Here is a 25,188-nt window from a genome sequence, read left to right as displayed (position 1 = left end):
TTGCCGTTCCGCGGCACCGCGTACAGCAGATCCGTCCAGTCGAGGCAGGCCGGCACCAGGTCGGTCCGCCTCCGGCCGGTCCGGGACAGGCGGTCCCGGACCTCGGTGAGGGCTTCGTCCAGCAGATCGAGGCCGTTGCGGTGCGGACCGTGGGTGAATACCTGGTATCGGACCTCACCGCTCGGTGTCGTCGGTACGGGGGCGGGCACCGGCGACGAACCTGTCGAGCGCTGGGCCGTGCAGCACGCCAGCGGGCACCGGGTCGCGTAGCGCCCGTACCACCAGACGAGCCACCGGCAGCCGATCCGGGCACCGCGCCGCGGCGAGCACCACGTTGCCGTACCGCCGGCCGCGCAGCATTCGTCGATCGGCGACGACGCAGACGTCGGCGAAGACCGCCCGCAGCGTGGCCACCTGAACGCGGGTGAGGACCAGTGGCGGCAGGTCGGTGACGTTGACCAGATAGATGCCGTCCGGTCGCAACACCCGGGCGACCTCGGCGGCGAAAGCGACGGTGGTCACGTGCGGCGGCATCCGGGCAGCCTGGTAGATGTCGGCGAGCACCAGGTCGTACGCGTCGGCGTAAGCGGCGGTGACCGCCTCCAGAGCGTCGGCGATGTGGACCTCGATACCGGCCGGTCGAGGTGGCAGCTCACGCGCCACCAGCTCGACCACGGCCGATTCCCGCTCGACCGCCACCTGCACCGAGCCGGGCCGGGTGGTGGCGATGTAGCGTGGCAGCGTCAGCGCACCGCCGCCGAGGTGCAGCACGTCCAGCGGATCACCGGCCGGTGCGGCGAGATCGGCCATGGCGGCCATCCAGCGGACGTAGTCGAAGTGCAGGTACGTGGGGTCGGCGACATCCACGTACGACTGCTCGACGCCGCCGGCGAGCAGCGTGCGTCCGGTGGGCCGGGCCGGATCGGCGGCCAGCCCGAGCCGGTCGTCGGGTACCTCCACGAACGGCAGCCTAGCGCTGCGGTCCGGGACACACGCCAGGCCTGCAGATCGCGTTCGACGTTGCGATCCCGCCGCGATCCCGCCGCGGCGCCGACATTCGTGAACGGCCCGGAGCTGATTCGTCGGGTTCGTTCCACGGATCGGACCGTGGAGGACGGCAAGCGGGACGGGGGCGGTTGGCGATCATCGACCTCTGTGGTTGTATAGATCGATAACGATCCGTGACGTAGGAGTAGCAGTTGGGTATCGGGTCGGGAATCGGGACGGACCGGGACACCACCGGCGACGATCCGTCGTCCGCCGGACCCGTCGCCCGGCCTCCACGCCCGGCGACGATGAGCCGGGACTTCGCACTGTTCTGGACGGCGCAGACGGCCAGCGCCATCGGTGACCGGCTGACCGGATTCACCGTGCCGACCATGGTGATCCTGCTCCTCGACGCGTCGAACGTCGAGGTGGGGATGGTGGCTGCGGCGGGGTGGTTGGCCTACCCGGTCGTCGGCCTGTTCGCCGGCGCCCTGCTGGTGCGAGCCAACGTGCTGCGCGTGACGATATCCGCCGAGCTGGTCCGGTGCGGGGTCTTCGTGCTGCTGGCGGTCGCGGTCGCCATCGGGTGGATCACCTCGGTGGTGCCGGTCGTCGCCCTGGTCGCCGCCGCCGGTGTCGCCACCGTCTTCAGCGACCTGTGCGGTCAGGTCATGGTGCCAGCACTGGTCCCGCCGGCACGGCTGGTCGCAGCGAACTCCCGTCAGCAGGCCTCGGACAGCGCGTCGAAGCTTGCCGGTCCAGCACTCGGCGGTGCCGTCGTCGGCGGGCTCGGCGCGGTCACGGCGCTGTTCATCGGCGCGGCGCCGTTCCTGATGTCGGCGCTGCTGCGCGCGCGGATCCGGCTTGCCCGACTGCCCCGCCCGGACCGGACGTCGGTGCTGAGACGGGTACGCGACGGACTGGGCTACACCCGTCACCACCCCCTGCTCCGGCCGTTGGTCGCCAGCTCCGCGCTGCGGGCGTTCGGCGTCGGCGCCATCGACGCGGTCCTGCTGCTGTTCGCCTACCGCACCCTCGGTATGTCCAGTGCGAGCACCGGTCTGTTGCTCGCGGTCGGTGCCGCCGCCGCGTTGCTCGGGGTCCTCGGCGCTGAACCGTTGACCCGGATCCTCGGTGCCCGCAGGGCATTGGTGGTGACCTGCCTCGAAGGGCTGGCGTGGGTCGCGCTCCCGCTGTGCCTGCTCGTGTCCGCGCCGGTTGCCCTGCTGTTCGCGATCCGCGCCTTCTCAGCGCTGTGGATGCCGGCGTGGGGGGTGGTGGTCACCAGTATCCGGCAGCAGGTGACTCCGGCGGACCGGCAGGCGACCGTACACGCCACCGCGCGGGTGCTGACATCGTCGGCGATCCCGCTCGGCGCGCTCACCGGGGGGACGGCCGCCAGCCTGGTCGGTGGCCCACTCGGCTCGTCGGGTGCGCTCGCCGTGGTGATCGCGGCGGCGGGACTGTGCGTGGCCGGATCCGTCCTTCTCCTGCCCGCGCGGCTGCCCGATCACCGTAGCCGGCCGCGTACGTCCGACGCTGCCAGATGGGAGAGACCATGCACCCCACTACCACCAGAACGTTGAACACCAAGGAGTTCGCCGACATCAAACACACGGCCGCCATCCGATCGGCGGCCCGCAGACACCAACGTGACGACCCCGGGTACGCCGCCGCACTGCCGCAGGAGATCAGCCTCCAGCTCACCTACCGGTGCAACCTGCGGTGCGTGCACTGCTACCAGTGGAACGAGCAAGGCTTCTTCCGCGATTTCAGCTCCGCCAAACAACGGTCCGAGCTGGACATCGGGGCGGTGGCGGAGGTACTACGGGTCACCGCCGCGAACCGGGCCAAGCTGTTCCTGTGGGGCGGTGAACCGTTGATGTACACCAGGTTCACCGAGCTGACCGACCTGCTGGAACGCTACCCGCGTACGGTGAATATGTGCACCAACGGCCTGCTGTTCCGCCGCCGCCTCGACGATCTGCTTCGTATCGGCGCGAACCTGAACCTGCTGGTCAGCCTCGACGGGTTGGGTGACGAGCACGACGCGATCCGTGGTCCGGGCACCTTTGCGCGTACCACCCAGAACATCCGACGTATGCTCGAGCTCAAACGCGCCGGTGACTTCGACGGCGAGGTTTCGCTGTCGTGCATGGTCTCCCACGCCACCGTCGGCACGATGTACGAGTTCATGCAGTGGGCCGAGGAGCTGGGCGTCAACACCGTCTACTTCCAGTTTCCGTGGTACATCAGCCCCGAGGTCGCACGGGCGATGGACGATCTCTACGAGCGGTCCTTCGCCTGGCTCGCCAACGACACCGGCACCGACAGGCCCACCTGGCATTCCTATACGTACCAGCTGCCACCCGAACTGTTGCCCGTGCTGCGTGAGTCGATGACCCGCCTGGCTGAGCGGCGGTGGCGGGTCCGGGTGCGCTACCAGCCTCAGCTGGAACCGGACGAGGTGGAGGACTTCATCCTCGGCACCTCACGACCGGCACAGAACCGCAGCAAGTGCCTGGCCGTGTCGAACCGGTTGGAGGTGCATGCCGACGGCAACGTCAGCTCGTGCAAGTTCTTCCCCGAGTTCGTGGTCGGCAACCTGTACGACACAGGTGTGGTCGAGCTGTGGCGTGGCGAGGCGTTCCGCGAGGTCCGCAAGATCTTGTCGGCTGGCGGCATGATGCCGGTCTGCTCGAAGTGCATTCTGCTGTACCTGAACGGAGTGTGACCGGGTGGAAGAGATCTACGCGACGATCAAGAACGTGCTCGCGGGCGTGCTGATGAACGGCACCGAAGCGGCCGACATCGCCACCGACGCCGATCTGGTCGAGGAGTACGGGCTGGACTCCCTGCAGGCGATCTCCTTCCTGCTGGGCGTGGAGGACGTGTTCGACATCGAGCTGGACTACGACTCGCTGAGCCTGGACCTGTTGCGATCGGTGCGGACCTTCGGCAGCTGGGTGGCCACCCTGGACGGCGTGGCGTCGCGGTGACGCCGGCCTTGCGGATCGGCACGTTCGATGCCGAGCGTTGGTGGCGCCCGGACGATCTCGCCCGGCTGCCGGAAACGACCGCGTTCGCGTCGTCGACGCGGGGCCAGGTCGAGGCGATGGACGAGGTGCTCGCGGGGATGTGCGCGCCCGGCGACACGCTCGTCACCCGGCGAGCGATGGACGGGGAGCTGCTCGCGGCGTTGGCCGAGGCCGGCCTGCGGTTCGCGAATCACCCGGTGGCCGGGAACGCGACGGCCGACGACGTGGCCGAGTCGTTCGCCACCGATCCCGCCGCACCGCGACTGTTGGCCACTCACCGTCTGGACCCGTACGCGGTCACCAGCCCGATCACCGCGCTCGCCCACGCGTCAGCGGACCGGCCGACGCACCCTTTGCCGGCGGTGGCGGACGTGGCGCGGGTCAACTCCAAAAGGTGGTCCAACGAGGTGGTGCGGGAACTCGGGTACGTCGGTGCGGCCGAGCCGGTCAACTCGACCACGGAGCTGGCGCGGGCGGTGACGCGGGTCGGTTTCCCGGCGGTGGTCAAGGACCCGTTCGGCGTCGCCGGCGGTGGCACCTTGACCGTTGCCTCGCCGGGCGTCCTGCGGGCGATCACCCGGGTACTGGACCGGCAGGTGGCGGCCGGCAGCCGGGTCGAGCTGCTCGTGCAACGGCACTACGCCAAGCGGCACGACCTGTCCGCGCACGGCGAACTGGGCCGTGACGGGACCTGGCGGTGGCTGGGAGTGTGCTCCGTACACAATCGGGGATTCCGGTTCGCCGGCGCCGGGCCGGCGGACGAGACGGTGGCGCCGCTGGAGCCGCAGCTGCGGGCGGTGGCCGGTGAGGTGGCGCGGCGGGCGTTCGCCGCCGGCTACTGGGGCCCGCTGTCGATCGACGCGATGGTGCTCGGCGACGGCACCCTGCTGCCCGTGCTGGAGGTCAACGCCCGGATCTCACTCGGGCGGCTGGTGCTGCAAATGGAGCGCTTCTGCGCCGACGGACCGGGCGATCCGGCCCGCTGTCACCTCTGGCAGTTCGAGTTGGCCGCGCGGCCGGGCACCACCACCGGCCAGCTGCTGGGTGCGTTGCGCCGTGACAACCTGCTGTACCTGGCCGACGGGTCGGCCGGGGCCGGCCGGTCGGCCCGGACCGGCTGCGTGCCCCTGGGCGGTGTCGTGGCGACGCCGGTGACCCGATGGCACTGCGTGCTGCGCGGCGTACCGGGTCAGGCGGCGCGATTGCGGGAGCGCGTACTCGCGTCGTTGGCGTCGGTGGGATTGCGGCAGACGGGGTCGGCGCATGTGGCTTGAGCTGGGCCTGATCGGGGCGACTGGGATCGCGGCCCGGGCGGTGATCGCGCCGAGTCGCGCGATCAGCGGGGTCACAGCGGTGGCGGTCGCGGCCGGTGATCCGGCCCGGGCGCGAGCGTTCGCCCAGCGGCACGGTGTGCCCCGGGTGCACCGGGACTATGCCGCGCTGGTCGCGGACCCGACGCTGGACGCGGTCTACGTGTCGCTGCACAACTCCGCGCACGCGAGGTGGGCGCTGGCCGCCGCGCGTTGCGGCAAGCACGTGTTGGTGGAGAAGCCGCTGTGCCTGACCACCGGCGAGGCCGCTGCACTGATGGCCGCAGCTGCCGAAACAGGGGTGCTCGTCGCCGAGGCGGTGCCCACTGCGGGACATCCGTGGCAGGACGCGGTGCGGGAGATCCTCGCCGAGGAAAGGTTCGGGCAGCTGCGCACGGTGACGACGACCATCGAGTTCACCCCACCGGCCGACGGCGGGTACCGGCTGCGCCGCGAGCTCGGCGGCGGCATCTTCCTGGATACGGCGAGCTACTGGCTGCAGGCCGTTCAGGCGATCATGGGCCTGGACGGGGTACGCGGCGATGGCCGGCGGGTGCGGGTCATGCCGGGCGGTGCCGACCTCGAGTTCGCCGCCCACGTCGAGCGGGGTGGCGTACGGGCCGAACTGGCGTGCCGGTTCGGCCCGAGACCGGTAGCCGAGCACGAGTTGCAGTTCACCCAGGCACGGGTCCGGGTCCGGGCCTTCCTCCGGCCGATCGTGGCAGCCCTGCCCTTGAACATCGCGGTACGCCACGCCGACGGTGGTACCACCATCGAGTCCTTCCCGCCGGTTTCCTACTACGACCGGCAGCTACGGAGGTTCGCCGAACTCGTCGCGGGAGACGGGGCGGCCCGCACCGCCGAACTGGCCGCGGCGGCGCAGCGGGTCGCCGTGATGACCACGATTCAGGACCGCGCCACGACCCATCAGAAGGGGTTCGGTGACCAGCAAGATGACCGTTGACGGGGGTGGTCGGCAGATCCGACCGGACCGGACACGACTGATCGCGATGTTGCGGCGGGCCGGAGTGCCCGAGCCGTCGGACGCGCTGGTCGAACCAGCCTCCGGCGGTACCTTCAACACCGTGTTCCGGGTCACCGGTGGGGCCCGACGCCTGGTTCTCAAGATCGCTCCGCCGCCGGCCGCGGCGGGCCTGACCTACGAGCGTGACCTGCTGTCCACCGAGGCCGCCTTCTACCGCGCAGCGGCACCCGTGCTGCCGGTGCCGGAGGTCGTGCACGTCTGCACCGACCGTGACCTGGTACCCGCCGACTGGCTGCTGATGACCGAACTGCCCGGCGCCAACTGGTACGACAGCCAGCACCGCCTCGCCGGGCAGCCCACCGTACGGCTGCGGCGCACGCTCGGCGCGGCGGTCGCCGGCCTGCACCGGGTCAGTGGTGGCGGCTTCGGCTACCCCCAGCTTGGTCTGTCCGCCGACTGGCCGACCGCGTTCACCGGAATGCTGGAAGCGGTCCTCGCCGATGCCGCCCGGTACGGTGTCGACCTGCCGGTGCCCGTCGAGATGCTGCAGGCCCGGGTCTCTGCGGCCCGCCCGGCGCTCGCCGAGGTCACCGTTCCGACCCTGGTCCACTTCGATCTGTGGCCGGGCAACGTGCTCGTCGACCCGGATCAGGTCCGGGTCACCGGGGTGGTCGACGGCGAGCGCGCGTTCTGGGGAGACCCTCTCGCCGAACTGCCGTCACTCGGGCTGTTCGGGCGAGCGGAGAAGGACCCGGATCTGATCGCCGGCTACCGTTCCGCGGGCGGGACGCTGGACGTCGGTCCGGCGGGCGGGCCGCTGGACGCCGACCCAATGGAGGGCGGGCCGGAACTCGGCGTGGCGGCCCGGTTGCGCCTGGAACTCTACCGCGTCTACCTCTACCTGATCATGACCGTCGAAGCGGTGCCGCGCGGGGCCACCGGACCGGACGACCGCGCCATGGCCAGGTTGGTCACCAGCCACCTTCGGGCAGCCGTGGACCGGCTGGCCTGGACCGAATCATGATCGAGGTGCTCACCTCCGGTGTCGCCCTCGGCGTGCATGTCCCCGGCCTGCTGCTGTCCGATCGGCTGCGGGAGCGGAACACACCGGTGCGGGTCACCGTGCTGGAACGCCTGCTGCCACCGGCCAAACTCGCCACCACCACGGCGATGAAGGTGGCCTTCCACCGAGACTTCCGCGTCGCGTTGACCGGGCAGCGGATCGCGACCAACCCGGTCGAGGCGGTGCCGGGCGATCGCCTCGATGAGCTGTTCGCCGACTGGTCGATCTGGCGACCACACCGGTTCGTCGTGTTCTCCGGATACTGGTTGCCGGTCGTCGCCCGCTACATCGACCAGCACCGACAACCCGCCCACGTGGTCGTGTGCCACGTCGACTCGGTCGCCTCACCGTCGTTCAAGGACAGCACCGCCTACCCGGGCGAGCGGGTCTGGCTCGCGGACGCCGAGCGGGTGTCGACACCCGCGACGATCCCGGTTTCACGTACGCCGCAGCTGCCGTGGGCGGACCGGGACCGGACTCTGCTGCTGCACGGCGGCGGATGGGGGATGGGCACCTACCGTGACCACCTGGGCGCCCTGGTGGCGGCCGGCTACACGTTGGACGTCATCGCCCACGAGCGGGCGGACGCGACCGTAGACGACCCGGCGGTGCGGTACCACCTCATCGACCCGGACTGGCAGCCGTGGACCGATGACGGATACCCCCCGCTCGGCCGGCTGCGCCCGGGCATCCCGACCGACTTCGTCCGCGGCGCAGGCCACCACCCCTCGTTCGACCTGACGCGCGTCGCGATGGCGGTGGTCAGCAAACCGGGCGGTGGCACGCTGCTCGACTCGCTGTGGTCGGCGACCCCGCTGGTGCTGCTGGAACCCTTCGGTGACCACGAGCGGCGCAACGGCGACCTGTGGCGGCGGCTCGGGTTCGGCATCGCCTTCGACGAATGGCGTGACCAGGGGTACCCGTCCGAAGCGCTTGCCCGGGCGCACAACGCGCTACGCGGCGCGGCGCGGCGGGTGCCGGATCTGACCGAACAACTGACGTCGGGACTGTGACCGGAAAGAGGTTGTGGGGATGAGTACCGTCTGGCCACTGTCGACCTGGCAGCGTTTCATGGTCGCCGGGGAAGCCACCAGGCCCGGGCGCGCCACCGACCCGTGGTTCACCGTCAACGCCGTACTGTTGATCATGGGCACGCTCGACCTGCGGGTCCTGGCCGCCGCCGCCAACGATCTGGTCGCCCGGCACGACGTGTTGCGGGCCCGGGTCGACGTCCACGCGGGCACACAGGTGGTCGAGGAGGTGGTCCCCGCGTCGATCGATCTGCTCGATGGGTGGTCCGGGTCCGCCGAGGAGTTGCTGCACCACCCGGTTCCGGCCGCGACCGTACGCACCCCACTGGTGCTGCGGGTGGTTCGGCGGTCGCCGCGGGAACATCTGCTCGCCGTGCATCTGCACCACCTGTTCAGCGACCCGGTGACGCTTTGGCGGATTCTGCGCGACCTCGGCGACCTTTACGCCGCCCGGTGCGGCGCGCCACGACCGGAGCCGCCGACCGGACAGTACGGTGAGTACGCGGTGTACGAGGCGGCGGTGGCCGACTCGTACGAGACCGAGGCGGCCCGGTGGTGGCGCTCCGTGTTGGCCGACGTCGCTCTCGCCGCCCCGTCGCCTGCGGCCAGCAGCCCGCCGTTCGCGCTGCGCCGGCAGGTGCTGCCCAGCGACGATTTCGCCCGGTTGCAGTCCTGGTCCCGATCGCGGCGGGGTACCCCGTTCGCCGGGCTGCTCGCGGTGTTGACCGAGCAGATGGCGCCGTACGCCGTCGCCGGCAAGGGTGACCATCTGCTGTTCAGCACGCTGTTCGAGCGCCGCGACAGCCCGCGCTGGCGGACCATGGCCGGCCCGTGCCTGACGCCGGCGTACGTCGCGGTGCCGTTGACCGCGACCGCCGAGCTGCGCGCGTTGGCCCTGACGTTGAGCGCGGCAGTGCGCTACTGTCGATACCCGACCTGGACCCTGGACCGGGTGACTGGCCGTGGCGCAGACCCCGCGAGGTTCGTGCCGTTCATCGAGCTGATTCCACAACTGCGACCGGACACGATCCTGTTCGGGCGGTCACTGGCTGCGGTGGCCGCCGCCGCCGGTCCGCCGGACGTCGGCGACACCTCCTTTCTGGGGATCAGGTTCCGAACGGACGTCGACGGGGCGTTGACGGCACATGTACGCGGCGACGGGCTCGGGTGGACCGGGCAGGTGGTGCGGACGGTGCTGGACCGGATGCCAGGGCGGGTACGGGACGTGACCGCATGATCGGTGCGTGGTTGGGGCGGGTGCTGGGTGGCGGGCCTGCGGCTCCGACGTACGGCAGGCGCCCCCACTCCACGAGGTACGTCATGTACGAGCGGCTGACCTCCGTGGTAGCGAACACCATCGACGGGGAGGGCGGCGCAGGACTGAGCGTCCTGGCGATCAGCGGATCGAAGTACTTCGCCGAACAGATCGGCCTGGGGAAGGCTGCTACCGTCGAGGCCAACTATCCAGAGTTCGACATGCTGGCGCTGCCGTTTCCGGACAACGAGTTCGACGTGGTGCTCAGCGACCAGGTGCTCGAGCACGTCGAGGGCGACCCCTTCGCCGCGGTCCGGGAAAGCGTCCGCGTCACCAGACCTGGCGGTCACATCATCCACACCACCTGTTTCTTCAACCAGATCCACGGGTCTCCCCAAGACTTCTGGCGGTTCACTCCGGACGCCCTGCGCCTGCTCTGCCGTGGCGTTGCCGACCCGATCGATGTGGGTGGGTGGGGAAACCTGGCGATGCTGCCGATCACCTGGTTGGGCCTGCGATTCAGGCCCGTACCGGCGAGTCGCTGGCATCCGCTGCACCGACTCGCCGTCCGCAACAATCCGCTTTGGCCCGTCGTCACGTGGATTGTCGCCCGCAAAAAGATTCCAAGCCATGACGGGTAGCCGGTCGTGCCCGGCCGCCGCCGGTGTCTGAACATCGATCCACTCGACGTGGGTTGCCGCCGGGCGAGAGCCGAGCGGGTGGTGCTCGGGTACGGTTTGCCGATGGTCGGAGGCTGCGGGCGTCGGCTGAGCGGTAGCGGTGGCCCGCAGGCGAGACGGGCCGGGGGAGGGAGCGGGCGTGGTGCGGCGCAGAGCCCTGGTGGTCCGGGGCGGCTGGGAGGGACACCGGCCGGTCGAGGCGACGGAGTTGTTCATCCCGTTTCTCGAACGCAGCGGATACGCGGTACGGGTGGAGGGGTCGACGGAGGTCTACGCCGATGCCGCCGAACTGGCCGACACCGACCTCATCGTGCAATGCGTGACGATGTCGCAGATCACCTCCGAGCAGGTGGCGGGTCTGGCCGCGGCGATCGTCGCCGGGACGGGTTTCACCGGCTGGCACGGCGGCATCGTCGACTCGTTCCGCGCCTGTTCGGACTACCTGCACCTGGTGGGCGGCCAGTTCGCCACCCATCCGGGCATCCAGCCGTGCGAACGTAGCGGCGCGGAGAAGGACAACTTCCTGCCCCACTCGGTCACGATCACCGCCCTCGGCCGGGAACATCCGATCACCGCCGAAATCGCCGACTTCGACCTGGTCACCGAGCAGTACTGGGTGCTGCACGACGACCTGATCGAGGTGCTGGCCACCACCACCCACCCGACGCAGCCGTGGCACCCGTGGCACCGGCCGGTCACCTCGCCGGCGATCTGGACCCGGAACTGGGGTGCCGGACGGATCGTCGTGACCACGGCGGGACACAGTCTCGACGTGCTGCAGCACCCGTGCGTCCGTACCGTCATCGAAAGGGGGATGGTGTGGGCGACCCGCACGGCGTCGGCGTCGTAGGTCTCGGGGTCATCTCCCGCGCGTACCTGAACACGCTCGCCGGCCATCCGACGGTGCGCGTCGTCGCGGTGGCCGACCTGGACGCGGCCCGGGCTGTCGCCGTCGCCGCCACGATTCCCGATGCCGAGGCGGTGAGCGTCGAGCGACTGCTTCAGCACCCCGAGGTGGCGACGGTGCTCAACCTCACGATCCCGGCGGCGCACGCCGAGATCTCGGGCGCGGCGATCGACGCCGGCAGGAACGTCTACGTCGAGAAGCCGCTCACCGTCACCTTCCCAGAGGGCCGGTCGATCATCGACCGGGCGGCGTCGGTCGGCGTCCGCGTCGGTTGCGCGCCGGACACCGTCCTGGGCACCGGTACGCAGACCGCCCGAGCCGCGATCGACGGTGGACTGATCGGGCGTCCGCTCTGCGCTTCGGCCGTCATGGTCACCCCGGGACACGAGCGCTGGCACCCCAACCCCGACTTCTACTACGCCAGGGGTGGCGGGCCGCTGCTGGACATGGGGCCGTACTACATTTCGGCGCTGGTCCACCTGCTCGGGCCGGTCCGGGCGGTGATCGGGGCGGCCAGCCAACTGCGTGATGCCCGGGTCATCGGCTCGGGCCCCCGCCTCGGGCAGCGGATCCCGGTCGAGGTGCCGACCCACGTGACCGGTGTACTGGAACACGCGGGCGGTGCCCTGAGCACTCTCACGACCAGCTTCGACGGTGTCGCGACGACGGCCGCGCCGATCGAGGTACAGGGGGAGACCGGCACCCTCGTCGTACCCGATCCGAACAAGTTCGACGGCGAGGTCCGCCATCTCGCGCTCGACGGCCCCGGGTGGCGGTCCCTCGAACCACGGGCCGGCTACGCCGCCGCCTCCCGGGGGGTCGGCCTGATCGACCTGGTCCGGGCTGACGAGATGCGTCCGCCACGGTCCAGCGGTGAGGTAGGGCTGCACGTGCTCGACATCATGACCACCTTGCTCCGGTCGGCCGCCGAGGGCCGGCGGGTCGAGCTGACGACGACGGTGCAGCGCCCCGCACCCGTCCCGTTCACCCCGGCCGAGGACTGGCGGCCAGCCCTCGGCCGGGGTCGCTGAGGACGCCGGCACGGCGGTCGCTCGGGATGCGGGATCCAGATGAGCGCGCCGATGATCATTAATGGAGCCCCGGCGCAACCCCTCACGCGGCCCTAAACGATCACCCTTTGCGTGATGGACAGCGTGCGCTCATTCGGTCAACGTAGACGAAAATTCCTCAATCTCTGAAGGTGTCGGCCTTGGAGAGTAATCACCTGGTGTCCGCAGACGGTCAACTGATCGGTCCGGCACCGATCGTGTTCAGAGTTCTTGGTCCCCTCGAGGTCAACGGACCGGCAGGTCCGGTCCGCGTGCCGCCTGGCCGGCAGGAGACCATCCTCGCCGCCCTCCTGATGGAGGCGAACCGAGTGGTAAGTAGCAACCACCTTGTGGACTTCATCTGGGACGAGGAGCCACCAGACACCGCCCGCACCCAGGTACAGATCTGCGTCTCCCGGCTGCGTAAGAGTTTCGCCGACGCGGGCGTCGACGCCCCGATCGCCACGAAGCCGCCGGGGTACCTGATGCGCGCAGCCGAGGAACTCATCGACCTGCGGGTGTTCAACCGTCAGGTGACCCGGTCACGAGCGCTGATCAAGGAGGGCCGCCGGGCCGAGGCCGCCGAACTGCTACGCGCCGCGGTCGCGCTGTGGCGCGGCCCTTGCCTGAGTGGCATACCCAGCGAGACACTTCGGACCAAGGCACTGCGGATCGACGAGGAACGGCTTTCCGCCGTTGAGACCTACCTCGACCTGGAGCTCGAGCTCGGCCACCACCACCAGCTGGTGGGAGAGATCGGGCGACTGGTCCACGAGTACTCCCTGCGGGAGCGGCTGCGGGGCCAGCTGATGGTCGCTCTGTACCGGTCCGGCCGGCAGGCCGAGGCGCTCGAGAGCTACCGTAGCGGCCGCGAACTGCTCATCCGGGAGCTCGGCCTGGAGCCAGGGGAGGACCTGCGGCGGCTGGAGAAGGCGATCCACTCCGGCGACGCGGCGCTGGTACCAGGCACCGAGGAGACCCCGGTCCACGTCTCCGCCAGCACCGCCCCGGCGGCCGATGCCGACGCGGACCGGCCGGCCCCCGTGCCTACCTCCGCCGGGTACCGGGTGGAGAGACCCCGCCAACTTCCGGCCGACACCGCCGACTTCGTGGGGCGCCACGACCTGGTCGCCGCCGCGGAGGCGGCGCTCACCGGTTCCGAGACGGCGCACCGCCCGATCGGGGTCGTGGTGATCGTCGGGATGCCCGGCGTCGGCAAGAGCACGCTCGCGCAGCACATCGCCCACCGGCTGGGTCACGACCAGTTTCCCGGCGGGCAGCTCTACTGCGACCTGCGGGGCACCCGCGCCGCACCGGTCGAGGCGATGGAGGTGCTCGGCCGGTTCCTCCGGGCACTGGGCATCCCGGGGTCGATGATCCCGGACGACGTCGACGAGCGTGCCGAGATGTACCGCAATCTGCTGGCCCACCGGCGGGCCCTCGTCGTGCTCGACGACGCGGCGTCGGAGAGCCAGATCAGACCGCTGCTGCCCGGTAGCGGGGACTGCGCGGTGCTGGTCACCAGTCGTGCGCGGCTCACCGCGTTGCCAGGCGCACACCGGCTGGAGCTGGACATTCTCGACACCGCCGAGGCCCTCGAACTACTCAGCCGGGTCATCGGCGCAGGACGGGTGGCTCGGGAACCGCAAGCCGCCACGGCGCTGATCGGCACGGTCGGTGGACTGCCGCTGGCGATAAGGATCATCGCGGCCCGGCTGGCCGCCCGTCCCCACTGGTCGCTGGCATCCATGGTGCACCGGCTGGCGAACGAACGGCACCGGCTGGATGAGCTGACCCACGGCGAGATGACGATCCGGGCCAGCATCTCACTCAGCCACGACGGACTGGGCCGCACCGGCCGGCAGTTGCTGCGCCTGCTGAGCCTCGCCGAAGGCCCGTCGCTGCCGGGATGGCTCGCCGGCGCGCTCCTCGACGACCACCGCGCGTTCCCGTCGGATCTGCTGGAGCCGCTTGTCGACGTCCAGATGCTCGACGTGGTCGCGGTGGAGCCGACCGGCGAGTTCCGGTACCGCTTTCACGAGATCCTCCGGGTCTTCGCCAGGGAGCAACTCGTCGCGCACGACAGCGTGCAGGTGCGGCGGGCGGCGCTCGAGCGGATGACCGGGGGCTGGCTCGCGCTCGCCGAGCAGGCCCATCGTCGCATCTATGGTGGCGACTATACGATCCTGCACGGCGACGCCAGGCGGTGGCTGCCACCGCGCATGTACGCCGAGCAGGTGCTGACCGACCCGTTGCAGTGGCTCGACGGTGAGCAGGTCAACCTCTGTGCGGCCGTCGAGCAGGCCGCCGCGGCGGACCTCGACGAGCTGGCCTGGGATCTTGCCGCGACGCTGGTGACGCTCTTCGAGTCGCGCGGATATCTGGATCAGTGGGAGAAGACGCACCGGCACGCGCTCGAGGCGGTTCGCCGCTGCGGCAACACCCGTGGCACCGCCGTACTGCTCGGCTCGCTCGGCACGCTGCACAGCAGCCGGCGCCAGCCCGTGGAGGCCCGGGAGGCGCTGGAGGCCGCACTGGCGTTGTTCGAACAGGTGGATGACCGGCACGGGTTGGCGTTGTGCCGGCGTGACCTGGCGTTGCTGGAGCGCCAGCGTGGCGCTGACGACGAGGCGCTGCGGTTGTACGGGTTGGCGATCACCGGGTTCGACGCTGTCGATGACGTGGTGGGCCGGGCGAGCGTGTTGACCCAGCGGGCACACATCAGGATGCGGCGCGGGGACGGCGTGGTCGCCCACGCGGAGCTGGAGGAGGCGCTGGAGATCTACCGTTGCACCGGGTACGTCGGTGGTGAGGCGCAGGCGCTGCGTCGGGTCGGTCAGGTTCTAGCCCAACGAGGGGAGTCCGCGGCGGCGGAACGGATCCTTGACAAAGTGCTCGGGATGGTCCGCCACAGCGGCGACGCCATCGGTGAGGGCCACCTCCTACGCAACCTCGGCGAGGTCAATGCCGAGATGGGGCGCATCCAGGAGGCGAAGGAGCTGTTTGCGAACGCGCTGGCCATCCGCGAACAGGTCATGGACCACGGCGGTGCCGCGGTGGTGCGGCTGGACCTCGCACGGCTGATGGACCGGGCCGGCGAGCCGGCAATGGCGGCCGGGCTGCTGGAACAGGCGATCGCGACGTTCCAGGACCGGAACATGCATCGCGAGATGAACGAGGCCGAGCAACTGCTGGCGGCGGTCACCGCCGCGGCCAGGCCGGTTTCCTGAACCGTCCGGGCCGGTTCAGTCCCAGGGGTGGTTCTGCGTCCCGGCGCCGGGCGTCGCAGTGGGGGCCGGTGTCGGCGAGGCGGTGGTGGCTGCAGTGGGGGCGTCGACGGCGGGGTCCGTGGTGTCGGCGTGTGCGGCACCGGCACTGATCGTCAGGGCCGCGGCGACCGCGCCGGTGGCGATGGCTATCTTGAGGGCGTCGACAGCGCGCATCTCGGTTTTCCCTTCGTCGGTTCCCGTTCGGTGTTGGGGACGACGTTAGGAAGGGCGGCATACCTGGGACTATCGCCGCTGCTATCCCGTGGCTATCACTGTCGGCTAACTCAGCCGGTTGGTGTCGTGATGGTGGGCTGATAACGCGCTCCGGAAGATCGTAGGTGATCGGGACCGGCCGAAGTGGCAGCTACAGCGGCTCTCGGCCACCTCCCCGGTCGACATCACGACCAAGGAGATGCGCACCATGATCGTCGACATAGACCCTGCCAACGACGTATCGAAGTTCGGGCGGCTCATCCGGCAGCATCGAGTCCGGATCGGGATGACCCAGCGGCAGCTCGCCGACTTCTCCACGATCAGCGTTCGGGCGATTCGGGATCTGGAGCAGGGCAAGGCGCGGCGGCCCCGCCAGGACACGGTGAGGCTCATTGCCGAGGCGTTGCGGCTGGGTCCACGGGCCCGCGCCGACCTCACCAGCGCGGCGACCCTGGGCCAGCTCGTCTTCGGGCCGCTGCCGGGGTCCGGCGACGAGATGCCCGCGCCGCCGATCACGACAGACCCGCTCATCGCCCGCGAGCCCGAACTCGCGGCCCTGCAGAACGAACTCGCCTCAGGTGGCGAGCGGCTGGTCAACGTCGTCGGGCTCAGCGGCGTTGGCAAGACTCGCCTGGTCCTGGAGGTGGCCACCCGGTTGCACGCCTCCGACGGGATGCCCGTGCTGTGGCACGCGATGACGGACGCCGTCGCCGACCACCGCAAGCAGATGGCCGAGTCGCTCGCCGAGATGGTGCGGGCCGCGGTCGAGGATCTGTTCGCGGGGCAGAGTGGTGGCGTCGCCGCGTTCGTCGATCTGGTGAGCGAGGCGCCTGCGCTGCTGGTGATCGACGGCGCCGACGGTCGTTCCCCGCGTCCCGAGCGCCTGGAGCTGCTGCTGCGGGGCTGCCCTGAGCTGCGCCTGATCGTCACCTCCGACAGGGCGTGGGGGGTGCCGCCGGAACGGCTCTTCCTGCTCGGCCCGCTGGAGTTGCCCCATCTGAGCGACATCCGCGACGCCGGGACGCTGGCGAGGGTGCCGGCTGTGCGTCTGTTCCTGGACCGGGTGCTCCAGGTTCGGCCGCAGTACACGCTGAGCGACGCCGACGTGCCGGCCGTGGCGGAGATCTGCCGCCAGGTCGACGGCCTGCCGGCCGCGCTGCGGGCCGCCGCGTCCTGGCTTGTGGTGTACGAACTGGAGGTGCTGTACCGGTGTCTCGACGGCGACCCCGAAGGGCTGCTTGGCCACGCCGCCGGTCCGGACGGCGGCTGCGGCTATCGCGACGACCTGATGCGCCACCTCGACCGGCTGCCGGCAGACGACCGGGAACTGCTCGGTGCGCTGTGTGAGTTCGGCGGGGAGTTCGAGCTCGACGACGTGGTGACGCTGACCGGGCTGCCGCTGCCCGACGCTGGGCGGCGGTTGCGCAGCTTGCTGTTGCACGGCGTGGTCAGGCCCTGGTACGAGGCGAGCCGCTGCCGGTTCGAGGTGCTCAATCTCGTGCTGGCATGCCATCTCACCGCGGCGGTCCCGGCGACCTGCCGGTCGTGATCGACGGTGGAATCTGCTGGCGTGAGTGCCGGGCGAACTGCCGCCCCGCCGCCGACGCCGGGTGTTCGATGGTCAAGTGCGTGAAGCAAACCCTGCGGCGGGCACTGAAGGAGGAGTGATGTCCATGGGTGGCTTGTCTGGATCGGACACCCCGACAGCGGTCGTCACCGGCATCGGCGCCTGTCTGCCCGAGCGGGTGGTGAAGAACGACGAGATCGCGGCACGGCTCGACGTCACCACCGACTGGATCCGCGAGCGGACCGGTATCGAGCAGCGGCACATTCTGGATCCAGGCTCATCCACGTCGGACCTTGCGGTGGGCGCGGCCCGGCGGGCGCTGGAGTCGGCCGGGCTCGACCGGGTCGACTTCCTCGTCGTCGCTACCTGCACACCCGACCATCAGCTCCCGTCCACCGCGCCGTTCGTGGCGGCCCGGCTGGGTCTGGCCGGCATCGCTGCGTTCGACGTGAACGCCGCCTGTTCCGGCTTTCTGTACGCGTTGACCGTGGGTGCCGGGCTGCTGGCGGCAGGGCCGTACACCACCGGGCTGATCATCGGGGCGGAGGCGATGAGCACCGTCACCGACCCCGACGACAAGATGACCGCGCCGATCTTCGGCGACGGCGCCGGTGCGTTGGTGATCCGGGGCGGCCGGCGCGACGAGCCCGGTGCGTTGACCGCCCAGGTACTGGCCAGCGATGGTGACCTCGCCGACCTGCTGCTCGTGGCCGCGGGCGGGGCGCGGCAGAAGGTGGCCGGGACCGTACCCGACCGGGCCGACCTGTACCTGCGGATGCAGGGCCGGGTCGTCTACCGTAACGCGATCGCCCGGATGACCGAGGCCTCTCAGACGGTCATGCGCCAGATGGGCTGGGCGGTCGGCGACGTCGACTGGCTTGTCGGCCACCAAGCCAACAAACGCATCCTCACCGCGACCGCCGAGGCGGTCGGCGTCGCACCCGAGCGAGCGCTCGTCAACGTGGACCGGGTGGCGAACACCTCGGCCGCTTCCATACCGCTCGCGCTCGCCGACGCCGCCGAGGCCGGCCGGCTGCGGCCCGGCGACCGGATCGTACTCACCGCGTTCGGCGCCGGCCTCACCTGGGCCGCGGCCGCGATCACCTGGCCGGACCTCCGCTGAACCGCCGTCGCCCAGCCACCGCCCCGTCAGGCCCCCCGCGCTCGCCGAGCGTACTGGAACGAGAGGAACCGCACCATGACCACCACCCTGGAGCAGGTCTCGGACATCGTCGTCGCGGTTGTGCCGGACCTGGAGGGCCGGATTCAGCCGACCGCTCGGCTCGGCGTCGAACTCGGCGTCGACTCACTCTCCCTCGTCGACATCGTGGTGAAGATCGAGGCGGCTTTCGGGATCGCGATCGAAGACAACGATCTTGACGGGCTCCACTCCGTGCAGGACATCTTCGACCTGGTGCAGCGGCGCCAGTGACCGGTTGACTGCGAAAACCGACGAGACGAAGGGGCACCCATGTCAGGCCTGCCATCCGGCGCGCGGCAGCTCAACCCGGCCCAACTCGGCGTCTGGTACGCCCAGCGGATCGGCCCGGACAATCCGGTCTTCAACATGGGCGGGTACCTGGAGGTCCGCGGTGCGGTCGACCCGGACCTGCTGGGAGCCACGCTGCTGGCCATGATCGCCGAGGACGAGACGCTGCGGTTGCGCTTCGTCGAGGTCGACGGGGTGCCGTGGCAGTACGTCGGGCCGGCACCGGAGGTCGACGCGGGCGTGGTCGATCTCAGCGGCGAGCCCGATCCGCAGGCCGAGGCCGTACGGCGGATGCGCGCCGACATGGCCGTCGTCCCCGATCTTGAGTCCGGACCGCTCTACAACCACCTGCTGTTCCAGCTCGGTCCCGAGCACTTCATCCTGTACGACCGGGCCCACCACCTGATCCGTGACGGGTATTCCACGACGATCGTGCGTCGTCGGATGGCGGAGATCTACGCCGGTCTGGCCAGCGGACAGGCCACCGGTGCCCCGTTCGGCGCGTTCACCCGGCTGCTGGACGAGCAGTCGGCGTACGTGGGTTCGGCGGCGCAGCGGCGGGACGCGACGTACTGGCGGAAGGTCATGGACGGCGCGACCTACCCGTCGGCGGTGTCGACGGCCGGGCCCGCCACCAACCGGATCGCGCGGCGGACCGCGCACCTTCCGGAGGAGGTCTTCGCGGCGCTGGTCGCCTTCGCGCGGCGTGCGGACGTCACCTGGCAGCAGGCACTCGTCGCCGCGGCCGTGGTGCACCGGCACCTGTGGACAGGCGAGACCGATGTGGTGCTGAGCCTGCCGATGACCGGTCGGGTCGGCATCACCGGGCGCGACACCCCCGGCATGACGGCCAACGTCCTGCCGCTGCGCTGCCAGGTCGAGCCGACCAGCACCGGCGAGTCGTTGGCCACCCGGATCGCCGCGCAGTCGCTGCGCGCCCAGTGGCACCAGCGCTACGACGCGGCCGACCTGCTGCGTGACCTGGACTGGCCGGCCAACGGTCGACGTCTGTTCGGTCCGGTGATGAACATCGTGGCGGCGGAGGAGGAGCCGCACTTCGTCGGTATGTGGGTGCGCCCGCATCTGTTCGCCACCGGAGGAACCGCCGAGGAACTCTCGACCACGGTGTCTCGCACGGCCGCCGGTTCGGTGCGGATCGACTGCTCGATCGACGAGGCGTACCGGTCCGCCGTGGATCTCGACGCGTATCTGCGGAGCTTCCTGCGGCTGGTGGCCGAGCTGACCGCCCGACCCGGCGTACGCGTCGGCGACCTGGAGCTTGTCTCCCCGGCGGAGCGGGACCTCGTCGTGCGCGGATGGAACGACACCGCTGTCCCGGTCGCCGACGGCGACCTCGGCGCGCTTGTCGCCGAGCAGGCCGCGATCGCGCCTGAGCGGACGGCTGTGGTGTGCGGTGCCGACCGGCTCACCTACGGCGAACTGGATGAGTGCGCCAACCGGCTGGCCCGCCACCTCGTCGCGGCCGAGGTCCGCCGCGGCGACATCGTGGGCGTGTTGTTGGAACGCGGTGTCGAACTCGCGGTCACGCTGCTGGCGGTGGTCCGAGCCGGCGCGGCGTACACCGTGCTCGACCCGGAGTTCCCCGACGAGCGGCTCGGCTGGGTGGTGACCGACACCGGAGTGTCGCACGTGGTGTCCCGGACCGCGCTCGTCGGGCGGCTGCCGGGCGACGCCCGGACGGTCTGCCTCGACACCGACGCGGCGGCCATAACCGCCTACCCGGCGACCGCACCCGCTGCGCCGGTCACCGGCGACGACCTGGCCTGCGTCATGTTCACGTCGGGCTCCACCGGCCGGCCCAAGGGCGTCGTCTCGTCGCACCGGGCACTGGTCGGCACGCTGGTCGGCCAGCGCTACGCCACGTTCGGCCCGGACGAGGTCTTCCTGCAGTGCTCGCCGGTTTCCTGGGACGCGTTCTCGCTGGAGTTCTGGGGCGCGCTGGCATTCGGTGGGGTCTGCGTGCTGCAGCCCGGCCAACGTCCGGAACCGGCGCTCATCGCCGAGCTGGTGGCCGCGCACGGTGTCACGATGTTGCAGCTGTCCTCCAGCCTGTTCAACTTCCTCGTCGACGAACACCCCGAGGCGTTCGCCGGGGTGCGGCTTGCGTTCACCGGCGGCGAGCCCGCCTCCGCCACGCACGTGGCCCGCATCCTCGACCGATACGGTGACGCGCTGACGGTCCGCAACGGGTACGGCCCGGCCGAGTCGATGGGCTTCACGACGGTGTACGACGTGCCCGCAGGTCAGCCGGCGGGGACCGGGGTGCCGATCGGGCGGGCCGTGGCCAACAAGCGCGGGTACCTGCTCGACGCCCGGCTGCGTCCCGTCCCGGTCGGCGCGGTAGGTGAGGTCTACCTGGCGGGGACCGGCCTTGCGTACGGGTACCTGGACCGGCCGGGCCTCACCGCGCAACGGTTCGTCGCCGACCCGTTCGGCGCTGCCGGCAGGCGGCTCTACCGCACCGGCGATCTGGCCCGCTGGACCGCCGCCGGTCAACTGGAGTTCTGCGGGCGGGCCGACGCGCAGGTGAAGGTCCGCGGGTTCCGGGTCGAACCCGGCGAGGTCGAGGCCGTCCTGCTCGGCCACGACGCGGTCGCGCAGGCCGCCGTGGTCACCGTGGCCGACGGTACGGGCACCCTGCGCCTGGTCGGCTACGCCATCGGTGAGCCCGGCGGCACGCTCGACGGTAGGCAACTGCGGTCCTGGCTGCGCGTCAGACTCCCCGAGTACCTGGTACCGGCCGCGGTCGTCGTACTGGACCGGTTGCCGCTCACCGCGAACGGCAAGCTGGACCGCCGCGCCCTGCCCGCGCCGGAGTTCGCCGCGACACCGGCCGGACGGGCACCCCGTGACGCCCGCGAGGAGCTGCTCTGCGGGTTGTTCGCCGAGCTCCTCGAGGTGCCGTCGGTCAGCGTCGATGACGGGTTCTTCGAACTCGGCGGTCACTCGCTGACCGCCGCCCGGCTGGTCAGCCGGATTCGGCGCGCGCTCGGGTCGGAGCTGACCGTCCGGGACGTGTTCCAGGCCCCGACCGTGGCGGAGCTCGCCGACCGGCTGGCGACCAGCGGCGGTGTCCCCACCCGGCTGCCGCTGACCGCGGGAGCACTGCCGGAGCGGTTGCCACTGTCGTACGCCCAACGCCGTCTCTGGTTCCTCGACGGCGTCAGCGGCCCGGCCGCGACGTACCACGTGCCGCTGTCGTTCCGGTTCGCCACCCCGGTCGACGCCGACACGCTTCGGAGCGCCTGCGCCGACGTGGCAGACCGCCACGACGTCCTGCGCACCGTCTACCGCTCCGTGGACGGCGAGCCTTATCAGGTCGTGCTGGACGGACACGACGTGGCCTTCGCGGTGCATCGGTGTGACCCGGCCGAGGTCGACGCCCGGCTCGCCGCGGCGGCGCTGGTGCCGTTCGACCTGACCACGCAGCCGCCGGTCCGGGTCACTCTGCTCGACCTCGGAGCTGCCGGGTCCGTCCTGCTGGTGCTGCTGCACCACATCGCCACCGACGGGCAGTCGGTCCGGCCGCTGGTGGCCGACCTCGCCACCGCCTACGCCGCGCGGTCCGCGGGTAGTGCGCCGGACTGGACGCCGTTGCCGGTCCGCTACGCGCACTACGCGTTCTGGCAGCGGGCGATGCTCGGCGACGCGGGCGACCCGCAGAGCGTACTGGCACGGGACACCGCGTACTGGCGGCAGGCGCTGGACGGGGTCCCCGACGAGTTGCCGCTGCCGTTCGACCGACCCCGACCGGGCATCACCGATCACCGGGGCGGTGCCGTACCCGTGCGGATCGGTGCGGACCTGCACCAGCGCCTGGTGGCCCTCGCCAGGGCGGAGGGCTGCACGGTGTTCATGGTGCTGCAGGCTGCCTTGGCTGCCACGCTGACTCGCCTCGGGGCCGGTACGGATGTGCCGATCGGCTCACCTGTCGCCGGTCGTCCGGACGCGGCGCTCGACGACCTGGTCGGGTTCTTCGTCAACACGCTCGTGCTGCGTACCGACACCGGGGGCAATCCGACGTTCCGGGAGCTGCTCGGCCGGGTCCGGGCTACCGCGTTGGACGCCCTGGCCCACCAGGACGTCCCGTTCGACCTGCTCCTCGAAGCGCTCAATCCGCCCCGCTCGTTGGCTCGGCACCCACTGTTCCAGGTCTGCCTCGCGTTGGAACCGGCGGCCGGTGACCGGCTGCGGTTGGGCGGCGCCGAGGCGGCCGCGAGCCAGGTCGTCGACACCGGCTCGGCGAAGTTCGACCTCGACCTGCTGCTGCGCGAGGAGGGCGACGCCGGCATCAGTGGGGTGATGCTGTACCGCACCGACCTGTTCGACGAGTCGACCGTACGACGGCTCGTTGCCGCGCTGGTACGGGTGACCGGCCAGGCCGTCGTCGACCCGGGCACGCGCATCGAGGAGTTGGCGGTGCTCTCCGCCGACGAGCGACTCGCCATGCTGGCGTTGGGTGCGGGTCCGCCGGCTGGCGGCGGCACCCTCGCTGAGCGCTTCCAGCGCCGCGCGGTGGCGGAGCCGGGGGCGACGGCGGTGGTGTTCGGTGGTGACCGGTTGAGTTATGGCGAGTTGGAGGTGGCGGCGAACCGGTTGGCGCGGTATCTGCTGGGTGTGGGTCGTGGTGGTGTGGTGGGGGTGTTGTTGCCGCGTGGTGTGGCGATGGCGGTTGCGGTGTTGGCGGTGGTGAAGTCGGGTGCGGCGTACGCGATGTTGGATCCGGAGTTTCCGGATGTGCGGTTGGGTGAGTTGGCCGCGGACGCGGGTGTGTCGGTGGTGGTGACTGATTCGGTGTTGGCTGGCCGGGTTCCGGGCTTGCCGGTGGTGAATGTCGATGAGTCTGTCTGGGATGGGCTGGTGGGTGATGATCCGGGGGTGGTGGGGGATGAGGGTGACGCGGCGTGTGTGATGTTCACGTCGGGTTCGACGGGGCGGCCGAAGGGTGCGTTGTCGTCGCATCGGGCGGTGGTGGGCACAGTGACCGGTCAGTCGTATGTGGACTTCAGTCCGGGTGCGGTGTGGTTGCAGTGTGCGCCGGTGTCGTGGGATGCGTTCGCGTTGGAGTTCTGGGGTCCGCTGCTGTCTGGCGGGACGTGTGTGCTGCAGCCGGGGCAGCGGCCGCAGGCCGATCAGATCGCGAGCCTGGTCGTGGAGCACGGGGTGGACACACTGTTCCTGTCGACGGGGTTGTTCAACCTGATCGTGGACGAATACCCGGCGGTGTTCGGGGTGTTGCGGCAGGTGATGACGGGTGGGGAGCAGCCGTCGTTGGAGCATGTGTCCCGTCTGCGCCGGGACCGTCCGGAGTTGCGGTTGGTTCATGTGTACGGGCCGGTGGAGAGCATGATCTTCACCCACGCGTATCCGGTCGTGGGACCGCCGGTGGGGGTGTTGCCGGTTGGTTCGCCGATCGGTGACCGGCGTTGTTATCTGCTCGATGACCGGTTGCGGCTGGTGCCGGCGGGGATCACCGGAGAGCTCTACGTCTCGGGCACCGGCCTGGCGGATGGGTACCTCGGCCGAAGTGGGTTGTCGGCGGCGGCGTTCGTGGCTGATCCGTTCGGTGCGCCGGGTGCGCGGATGTACCGCACGGGCGACCTGGCGCGGTGGAGCGCGGCGGGTGTCGTCGAGTTGATGGGTCGGGCGGATCAGCAGGTGAAGATTCGGGGTTTCCGGGTGGAGCCGGGGGAGGTGGAGGCGGTGTTGGCCCGGCATCCGGCGGTGGGTCGGGTGGTGGTGTTGGCCCGGGTGGACCGGCCCGGTGACAGGCGGTTGGTCGCTTATGTGGTGCCGGCTGATGCGGTGGCCGGGGTGGATGCGGTGGAGTTGCGGCGGTTCGTGGCGGGGGTGTTGCCGGAGCACATGGTGCCGTCGGCGGTGGTGGTGCTGGCGACGTTCCCGTTGATGGCCAACGGCAAGGTCGACCGTAGGCAGTTGCCTGCGCCGGTGTACGGGCCGTCGGTGCGGGGTCGGGCTGCGCGGGATGCACGCGAGGCGGTGCTGTGTGATCTGTACGCGGAGATTCTCGGCGTCCAGGGGGTCTCCATCGATGACAGCTTCTTCGACCTCGGCGGCCACTCCCTGCTGGTGCCTCGCCTGGCGAGCCGGCTGCGCGCTGTTCTCGGCGTGGAGGTCGGCATCCGTGAACTGCTCCAGGCACCGACCGTCGCGGCGCTCTCCGAGCACCTCGACACGCTCACTCCCGCCTCGTCGGCCGGCACCGAGGCACCTCGGCGGCGCCTGCCCGCACTGCGTCGGCGCACCCGCGCCGGTGAGCTCATCGACGGCGGCGCGCAAGCCGTCGTCGCCCAGTCCTGACAC

18 protein-coding genes are annotated in these 25,188 nt (G+C 70.7%); 16 read left to right on the top strand and 2 right to left on the bottom strand.

Annotated elements, in window-relative coordinates:
• Window positions 1-174 precede the first annotated feature (174 nt).
• Window positions 175-960 (bottom strand): spermidine synthase, encoded by a 786-nt coding sequence (locus tag ACFHVL_RS12470; RefSeq protein ID WP_416627804.1) that lies wholly within the window; start codon window positions 958-960, stop codon window positions 175-177.
• 239 nt (window positions 961-1,199) lie between these two features.
• Here ACFHVL_RS12470 and ACFHVL_RS12465 point away from each other — a divergent pair, with 239 nt between their 5' ends.
• From ACFHVL_RS12465 to ACFHVL_RS12410, 12 genes are all read left to right on the top strand, one after another.
• The gene (locus ACFHVL_RS12465; protein WP_416627803.1) at window positions 1,200-2,573 is read left to right on the top strand and encodes an MFS transporter; all 1,374 of its coding nucleotides are present in this window, start codon (window positions 1,200-1,202) and stop codon (window positions 2,571-2,573) included.
• Window positions 2,546-3,721 (top strand): radical SAM protein, encoded by a 1,176-nt coding sequence (locus ACFHVL_RS12460; protein WP_416627802.1) that lies wholly within the window; start codon window positions 2,546-2,548, stop codon window positions 3,719-3,721. Before ACFHVL_RS12465 ends, ACFHVL_RS12460 begins: the two co-directional genes overlap by 28 nt.
• Before the next feature lie 4 nt (window positions 3,722-3,725).
• Entirely contained in the window at window positions 3,726-3,986 is a 261-nt protein-coding gene (locus ACFHVL_RS12455; RefSeq protein ID WP_416627801.1) for an acyl carrier protein, read from the top strand.
• Window positions 3,983-5,299, top strand: coding sequence for a hypothetical protein (locus ACFHVL_RS12450; RefSeq protein ID WP_416627800.1), 1,317 nt, complete (start codon window positions 3,983-3,985; stop codon window positions 5,297-5,299). Before ACFHVL_RS12455 ends, ACFHVL_RS12450 begins: the two co-directional genes overlap by 4 nt.
• Window positions 5,289-6,299 (top strand): Gfo/Idh/MocA family protein, encoded by a 1,011-nt coding sequence (locus tag ACFHVL_RS12445; protein WP_416627799.1) that lies wholly within the window; start codon window positions 5,289-5,291, stop codon window positions 6,297-6,299. The genes ACFHVL_RS12450 and ACFHVL_RS12445 overlap by 11 nt, the downstream gene beginning before the upstream one ends.
• On the top strand, window positions 6,277-7,344 hold the full coding sequence (locus ACFHVL_RS12440; protein WP_416627798.1) for a phosphotransferase family protein: 1,068 nt from the start codon (window positions 6,277-6,279) through the stop codon (window positions 7,342-7,344). The genes ACFHVL_RS12445 and ACFHVL_RS12440 overlap by 23 nt, the downstream gene beginning before the upstream one ends.
• The gene (locus ACFHVL_RS12435) at window positions 7,341-8,396 is read left to right on the top strand and encodes a hypothetical protein (protein ID WP_416627797.1); all 1,056 of its coding nucleotides are present in this window, start codon (window positions 7,341-7,343) and stop codon (window positions 8,394-8,396) included. The genes ACFHVL_RS12440 and ACFHVL_RS12435 overlap by 4 nt, the downstream gene beginning before the upstream one ends.
• A 19-nt stretch (window positions 8,397-8,415) precedes the next feature.
• Window positions 8,416-9,651, top strand: coding sequence for a condensation domain-containing protein (locus tag ACFHVL_RS12430; RefSeq protein WP_416627796.1), 1,236 nt, complete (start codon window positions 8,416-8,418; stop codon window positions 9,649-9,651).
• Between the two features lie 83 nt (window positions 9,652-9,734).
• On the top strand, window positions 9,735-10,310 hold the full coding sequence (locus ACFHVL_RS12425) for a class I SAM-dependent methyltransferase (RefSeq protein ID WP_416627795.1): 576 nt from the start codon (window positions 9,735-9,737) through the stop codon (window positions 10,308-10,310).
• Between the two features lie 178 nt (window positions 10,311-10,488).
• On the top strand, window positions 10,489-11,199 hold the full coding sequence (locus ACFHVL_RS12420) for a ThuA domain-containing protein (RefSeq protein WP_416627794.1): 711 nt from the start codon (window positions 10,489-10,491) through the stop codon (window positions 11,197-11,199).
• A complete protein-coding gene (locus tag ACFHVL_RS12415; protein ID WP_416627793.1) occupies window positions 11,169-12,287 on the top strand; it encodes a Gfo/Idh/MocA family protein in 1,119 nt (372 codons plus the stop codon). The genes ACFHVL_RS12420 and ACFHVL_RS12415 overlap by 31 nt, the downstream gene beginning before the upstream one ends.
• Window positions 12,288-12,577: 290 nt before the next feature.
• Window positions 12,578-15,535, top strand: a complete 2,958-nt coding sequence (locus tag ACFHVL_RS12410) for an AfsR/SARP family transcriptional regulator (RefSeq protein ID WP_416627792.1) — start codon at window positions 12,578-12,580, stop codon at window positions 15,533-15,535.
• Between the two features lie 15 nt (window positions 15,536-15,550).
• On the opposite strand, the gene ACFHVL_RS12405 is transcribed toward ACFHVL_RS12410, so the two are convergent.
• Complete coding sequence (locus ACFHVL_RS12405) at window positions 15,551-15,748, bottom strand: hypothetical protein (RefSeq protein ID WP_416627791.1); 198 nt, start codon at window positions 15,746-15,748, stop codon at window positions 15,551-15,553.
• 247 nt (window positions 15,749-15,995) lie between these two features.
• On the opposite strand from ACFHVL_RS12405, the gene ACFHVL_RS12400 reads away from it, so the two are divergent.
• The 4 genes from ACFHVL_RS12400 (at window position 15,996) to ACFHVL_RS12385 (ending at window position 25,185) form a co-directional block, all read left to right on the top strand.
• Entirely contained in the window at window positions 15,996-17,336 is a 1,341-nt protein-coding gene (locus ACFHVL_RS12400) for a helix-turn-helix domain-containing protein (protein WP_416627790.1), read from the top strand.
• A gap of 118 nt (window positions 17,337-17,454) precedes the next feature.
• Window positions 17,455-18,477 (top strand): beta-ketoacyl-ACP synthase III, encoded by a 1,023-nt coding sequence (locus ACFHVL_RS12395; protein WP_416627789.1) that lies wholly within the window; start codon window positions 17,455-17,457, stop codon window positions 18,475-18,477.
• A 75-nt stretch (window positions 18,478-18,552) separates the two neighbouring features.
• Window positions 18,553-18,786 carry an acyl carrier protein gene (locus ACFHVL_RS12390; RefSeq protein WP_416627788.1) on the top strand — a complete coding sequence of 78 codons (234 nt, stop codon included), beginning with the start codon at window positions 18,553-18,555 and terminating at the stop codon, window positions 18,784-18,786.
• Between the two features lie 39 nt (window positions 18,787-18,825).
• Window positions 18,826-25,185: an amino acid adenylation domain-containing protein gene (locus ACFHVL_RS12385; RefSeq protein WP_416627787.1), complete on the top strand. Its 6,360-nt coding sequence runs from the start codon at window positions 18,826-18,828 to the stop codon at window positions 25,183-25,185.
• The last annotated feature ends 3 nt before the right edge of the window (window positions 25,186-25,188 follow it).

Origin of the sequence: Micromonospora sp. LOL_023, from assembly GCF_048060115.1 — a bacterium.
Lineage (GTDB): Bacteria > Actinomycetota > Actinomycetes > Mycobacteriales > Micromonosporaceae > Micromonospora_E.
The sequence above is the reverse complement of the archived record's forward strand: the minus strand, read 5'-3'. Positions and strand labels throughout refer to the sequence as shown.

Bases quoted from the DNA above. Each gene is read 5' to 3' on its own strand.
- ACFHVL_RS12460 (WP_416627802.1), top strand. From the start codon at position 2,546: ATGCACCCCACTACCACCAGAACGTTGAACACCAAGGAGTTCGCCGAC.
- ACFHVL_RS12445 (WP_416627799.1), top strand. From the start codon at position 5,289: ATGTGGCTTGAGCTGGGCCTGATCGGGGCGACTGGGATCGCGGCCCGG.
- ACFHVL_RS12435 (WP_416627797.1), top strand. From the start codon at position 7,341: ATGATCGAGGTGCTCACCTCCGGTGTCGCCCTCGGCGTGCATGTCCCC.
- ACFHVL_RS12430 (WP_416627796.1), top strand. From the start codon at position 8,416: ATGAGTACCGTCTGGCCACTGTCGACCTGGCAGCGTTTCATGGTCGCC.
- ACFHVL_RS12425 (WP_416627795.1), top strand. From the start codon at position 9,735: ATGTACGAGCGGCTGACCTCCGTGGTAGCGAACACCATCGACGGGGAG.
- ACFHVL_RS12405 (WP_416627791.1), bottom strand. From the start codon at position 15,748: ATGCGCGCTGTCGACGCCCTCAAGATAGCCATCGCCACCGGCGCGGTC.
- ACFHVL_RS12400 (WP_416627790.1), top strand. From the start codon at position 15,996: ATGATCGTCGACATAGACCCTGCCAACGACGTATCGAAGTTCGGGCGG.
- ACFHVL_RS12395 (WP_416627789.1), top strand. From the start codon at position 17,455: ATGTCCATGGGTGGCTTGTCTGGATCGGACACCCCGACAGCGGTCGTC.
- ACFHVL_RS12390 (WP_416627788.1), top strand. From the start codon at position 18,553: ATGACCACCACCCTGGAGCAGGTCTCGGACATCGTCGTCGCGGTTGTG.
- ACFHVL_RS12385 (WP_416627787.1), top strand. From the start codon at position 18,826: ATGTCAGGCCTGCCATCCGGCGCGCGGCAGCTCAACCCGGCCCAACTC.